The sequence below is a fragment of the Streptomyces sp. KR55 genome (assembly GCF_052245645.1).
Classification (GTDB): Bacteria; Actinomycetota; Actinomycetes; order Streptomycetales; family Streptomycetaceae; genus Streptomyces; species Streptomyces flavusporus.
Map to the genome: position 1 here is coordinate 1 of NZ_JBQQCE010000620.1, position 4,523 is coordinate 4,523.

The window sequence follows — 4,523 nt, forward strand, 5'->3', positions numbered from 1 at the left end:
GACGGGCACCACCATCACGCTCACCGCGAAGCTCGCCTGAGCCGCACTTCCGGCACGGGCCGTCCCTCAGGGGGCGGCCCGCGCCCCGCTCGTCATCCGGGAGTTGACCCATGACGCCACGCCCCGCCGTCTCGGCCCACCGGGGCGGCTCCGAACAGTTCGGCGCCGCCACCTGGGAGGCGTACGAGGATGCGCTGCGGTCGGGCGCGGAGTACGTCGAGTTCGACATCCGGCGCACCGCCGACGGTGTCTTCGTCGTCCACCACGATTCCCGCGTGCGGCTGGGCGGGCCGCTGCTGTCCCTGATCACCCACGCCGAGCTGAGCGAACGCGCCGGCTACCCCGTGCCCGTCGTGGACGACGTCATGGAACTGATCGCCGGCCGACTCGTCGGGCACCTGGACCTGAAGGAGACCGGCCATGAGCGCGAGCTGATCGACCGGGCGATCGCCCTGCTCGGCACGGACGGGTTCGTGGCCACCACGCTGGAGGACCGTTCCATCGCCGCGATCAAGCACGCCTTCCCCCGTGTGCGGACGGCCCTGTCGCTGGGGCGCGGCCGCAAGGAGGTGGCCGCGGGGCGGCTGGCGGCGACCCGGGCGAGCGAACTGTTCCCCCTGCGGCGGGTGCGGGCCTGCGGAGCGGACGGGGTCGCCGTGCACCAGCGGCTCGCCCGCGCCAACGTGCTGCGCGAGGCCGCCCGGCACCGTCTGTTCACCATGGTGTGGACGGTCAACGACGACGCCGGACTGCGGACCTTCCTGACCGATGAGCGGGTGGACGTACTGATCACCGACCGGCCGCGGCGCGCCGTGGCCCTGCGCGACGGGGCGCGCGCCGCGGAGCCGGTTGCACCGGCCGGGAAGCCCCGCGCCGACTGACCGGCCCCTGCCCGGGTATGTGCCTGAATGACCAAGAGGCCCCATTGACAAGAGCCCACTCAAGTTTTGTGCTGGACATCGAGAGGCTCCCTGGCGGAAGGGGACAGCGATGGCACGCGCGGTCGGTATCGATCTCGGAACCACGAACTCGGTGGTGGCCGTCCTGGAGGGCGGCGAACCCACCGTCGTCGCCAATGCGGAAGGGGCCAGGACCACACCGTCGGTCGTGGCCTTCGCCAAGAACGGCGAGGTGCTCGTGGGCGAGGTCGCCAAACGGCAGGCCGTGACGAACGTCGAGCGCACCGCGCGCTCCGTCAAGCGCCACATGGGCGATGCGAACTGGCGGTTCCCGGAACAGGGCTCCGTGGACGGCACCCGCTACCGTGCCCAGGAGCTGTCGGCGCGAGTCCTGCAGAAGCTGAAGCGGGACGCCGAGGCCTATCTCGGCGAGGACGTCACCGACGCGGTGATCACCGTGCCCGCCTACTTCGACGACGCCCAGCGGCAGGCCACCAAGGAGGCCGGGGAGATCGCGGGCCTGAAGGTGCTGCGGATCATCAACGAGCCGACCGCCGCCGCCCTCGCCTACGGCCTCGACCGCGGCGAGGAGCAGACCGTCCTCGTCTTCGACCTCGGCGGCGGCACCTTCGACGTCTCCCTGCTGGAGATCGGCGACGGCGTGATCGAGGTCAAGGCCACCAACGGCGACACCCACCTCGGCGGCGACGACTGGGACCAGCGGATCGTCGAACACCTCGTCAAACGCTTCAAGGGGCAGTACGGCATCGATCTGTCCAACGACAAGATGGCCCTCCAGCGGCTCCGCGAGGGCGCCGAGAAGGCCAAGATCGAACTGTCCAGCTCCTCGGAGACGTCGATCAACCTGCCGTACATCACCGCCTCCGCGGAGGGACCGCTCCACCTGGAGGAGAAGCTCACCCGGGCCCAGTTCCAGGAGCTCACCGCCGACCTCCTCGACCGCTGCAAGACCCCCTTCCACCAGGCGGTCAAGGACGCCGGCATCAAGCTCGCCGCGGTCGACCACGTCATCCTGGTCGGCGGCTCCACCCGCATGCCCGCCGTCACCGACCTGGTCAAGCAGCTCACCGGCAAGGACCCGCACAAGGGCGTCAACCCCGACGAGGTCGTGGCCATCGGCGCCACCCTCCAGGCCGGCGTCATCCGCGGCGACGTCAAGGACGTACTGCTCCTCGACGTCACCCCGCTGTCCCTGGGTATCGAGACCAAGGGCGGCATCATGACGAAGCTGATCGAGCGCAACACCACGATCCCGACCCGGCGTTCGGAGATCTTCACCACCGCCACCGACAACCAGCCCTCGGTCGGCATCCAGGTCTACCAGGGCGAACGCGAGATCGCCGCGTACAACAAGAAGCTCGGCACCTTCGACCTCACCGGCCTGCCGCCCGCCCCGCGCGGCGTCCCGCAGATCGAGGTCGCCTTCGACATCGACGCCAACGGGATCATGCATGTCTCCGCGAAGGACCTGGCAACCGGCCGCGAGCAGAAGATGACCGTCACCGGCGGCTCGGCGCTGCCCAAGGACGACATCGACCGCATGATGCGGGAGGCCGAGCAGTACGCCGAGGAGGACCGCAAGCGCCGGGAGGCCGCCGAGACCCGCAACCAGGCCGAGCAGCTCGTCTACCAGACCGAGAAGTTCCTCCGCGAGAACGAGGAACGGGTGCCGGCCGACACCAGGTCGGAGGTGGAGTCGGCCGTCACCGAGCTCAAGCAGCTGCTGGAGCGCAACGCCGAGACGAACGAGCTGCGCACCGGCGTCGAGAAACTCGCCACCGTGAGCCAGAAGATGGGCCAGGCCATGTACGCGCAGGCCCAGCAGACCCCGACGGAGCCGAGCGAGCCGCGCACCGCACCCCAGGACGAGGAAGGAGTGGTCGACGCGGAGATCGTGGACGACGAGAAGGACTCCAAGGGCCCAGCGGCCTGAGGCCCCGCACCATCAGGGCTTGCGGGCGACGCCCGCGTACACCGGCACGATGCCCTCGGCCTGGGAGGCCACGTCCTCCGCCTCCGGGCGCCAGCCGTGGACGGGGATGACTCCGGGGCCGAGCAGTTCCAGCCCGTCGAAGAAGCGGGCGAACTCCGCGAGCGACCGGGGGAAGAAGGGGGTGCCGCTGCGCCGGAAGTGGTCGGCCGCCTTCCCGATGGCCTCCGGGCTGAGGTCCGGGGTGACCTGGGACAGGATCAGGTGGCTGCCGGGGGCGAGGGCGGCGACATACTTCGCGAGCAGCCCGTACACGTCGTCACCGTCGGCGTCGTCGCTCAGGTAGTGGGTGAGCGCGACCAGCGACAGCGCGACCGGCCGGTCGAAGTCCAGCGTCTCGCCCGCCAGCCGCAGCACGCCGTCCAGGTCGCGGACGTCGGCGTGCACATAGTGCGTGGCGCCCTCGGCGGAGCCGTGCAGCAGCGCCTCCGCGTGCCGCAGCACGATCGGGTCGTTGTCGGCGTACACGACCCGGGACTCCGGCGCGACGCCCTGGGCCACCTGGTGCAGGTTCGGCTCGGTGGGGATGCCGGTGCCGATGTCCAGGAACTGGCGGATCCCGGCCTCGGCGGCGGTGCGCACCGCCCGGTGCATGAAACGCCGGTTGGCGCGCGCCCCGCGCAGCACCGTCTCGTCCGCGGCGAGGATCTTCCGGGCCAGCTCCTCGTCCACCGGGTAGTTGTCCTTGCCGCCCAGCCACCAGTCGTACACCCGGGCCGGATGTGGCCGGCTGGTGTCGATGCGGGTGGGCGCGGCGTCGGATCCGGTCATGCGGTGTGGTCTCCTCGGTCTTCGGTACGGCAGGAATTACGGCGGTCATTACGGCGGGCATTACGGCGGACAGGGGCCAGGGGCGCTAGAAGTCCCCGCGGCGCTCCTGGAGGATCTTCTTGGTGCGCTGTGCCGACGCGGCGTGCGCCGTCATGTGGTCCAGCACCTCCAGATGCGCGGAGACCTCAGTGCGGGAGTCGAGGTAGAGCGCGCCGGTGAGGTACTCGGTGAACACCATGTCCGGCAGTTCCGGCTCGGTGAAGCGGAACAGCGAGAAGGGCGCGTACGTCCCCGGATGCGGGCCCTTGCCGAACTCCGCGACCTGCAGGGTGACCCGGTCGCTCTCGGTGACCTCCAGCAGCCGGTCCAGCTGGGCGCGCATGACCCCGGGGCGGGTGCTCACCGGTCGCCGCAGGACCGTTTCGTCCATGATCACCCACAGGTGCGGCGGGTTCGCGCGGCACAGCAGCTCCTGCCGGGCCATCCGCAGCGACACATGCCGTTCGATCGTCTTCGGTCCGCCCGCCTGCCCGATCGTCCCGGCCTCCAGCACGGCACGTGCGTAGTCCTCGGTCTGCAGCAGCCCGGGCACGAAGTGCGGCTCGTAGGAACGGATCATCCCGGCGGCGCCCTCCAGGCTGACGAACAGGCTGAACCAGTCCGGCAGCACATCGTGGAACCGCTGCCACCAGCCCGGCCGGTTCGCCTCCTCGGCCAGCGCGACGAACGCGGCCACCTCGTCCTCGTGGACACCGTAGGCGTGCAGCAGGATCGGCAGGGACGGGATCCTGAGCGCGACCTCGGCTATCTCCATTCGCCGTACGGTCGCCGGGGCCACACGC

4 protein-coding genes are annotated in these 4,523 nt (G+C 70.5%); 2 read left to right on the top strand and 2 right to left on the bottom strand.

All coding sequences use genetic code 11. From position 1 onward, the window contains the following. The first annotated feature begins 110 nt into the window (after positions 1-110). Both ACTWQJ_RS46830 and dnaK read left to right on the top strand, forming a co-directional pair. Positions 111-881, top strand: coding sequence for a glycerophosphodiester phosphodiesterase family protein (locus ACTWQJ_RS46830; RefSeq protein ID WP_443312477.1), 771 nt, complete (start codon positions 111-113; stop codon positions 879-881). Between the two features lie 109 nt (positions 882-990). Next, the gene (gene dnaK, locus ACTWQJ_RS46835) at positions 991-2,853 is read left to right on the top strand and encodes a molecular chaperone DnaK (protein WP_443312478.1); all 1,863 of its coding nucleotides are present in this window, start codon (positions 991-993) and stop codon (positions 2,851-2,853) included. A gap of 12 nt (positions 2,854-2,865) precedes the next feature. Here dnaK and ACTWQJ_RS46840 read toward each other — a convergent pair whose 3' ends face one another. Both ACTWQJ_RS46840 and ACTWQJ_RS46845 read right to left on the bottom strand, forming a co-directional pair. Then, on the bottom strand, positions 2,866-3,681 hold the full coding sequence (locus ACTWQJ_RS46840; RefSeq protein WP_443312479.1) for an SAM-dependent methyltransferase: 816 nt from the start codon (positions 3,679-3,681) through the stop codon (positions 2,866-2,868). An 85-nt stretch (positions 3,682-3,766) separates the two neighbouring features. Further along, positions 3,767-4,523, bottom strand: a 757-nt coding sequence (locus ACTWQJ_RS46845) for a DUF5753 domain-containing protein (RefSeq protein WP_443312480.1), incomplete at its 5' end; no start/stop codon positions are given.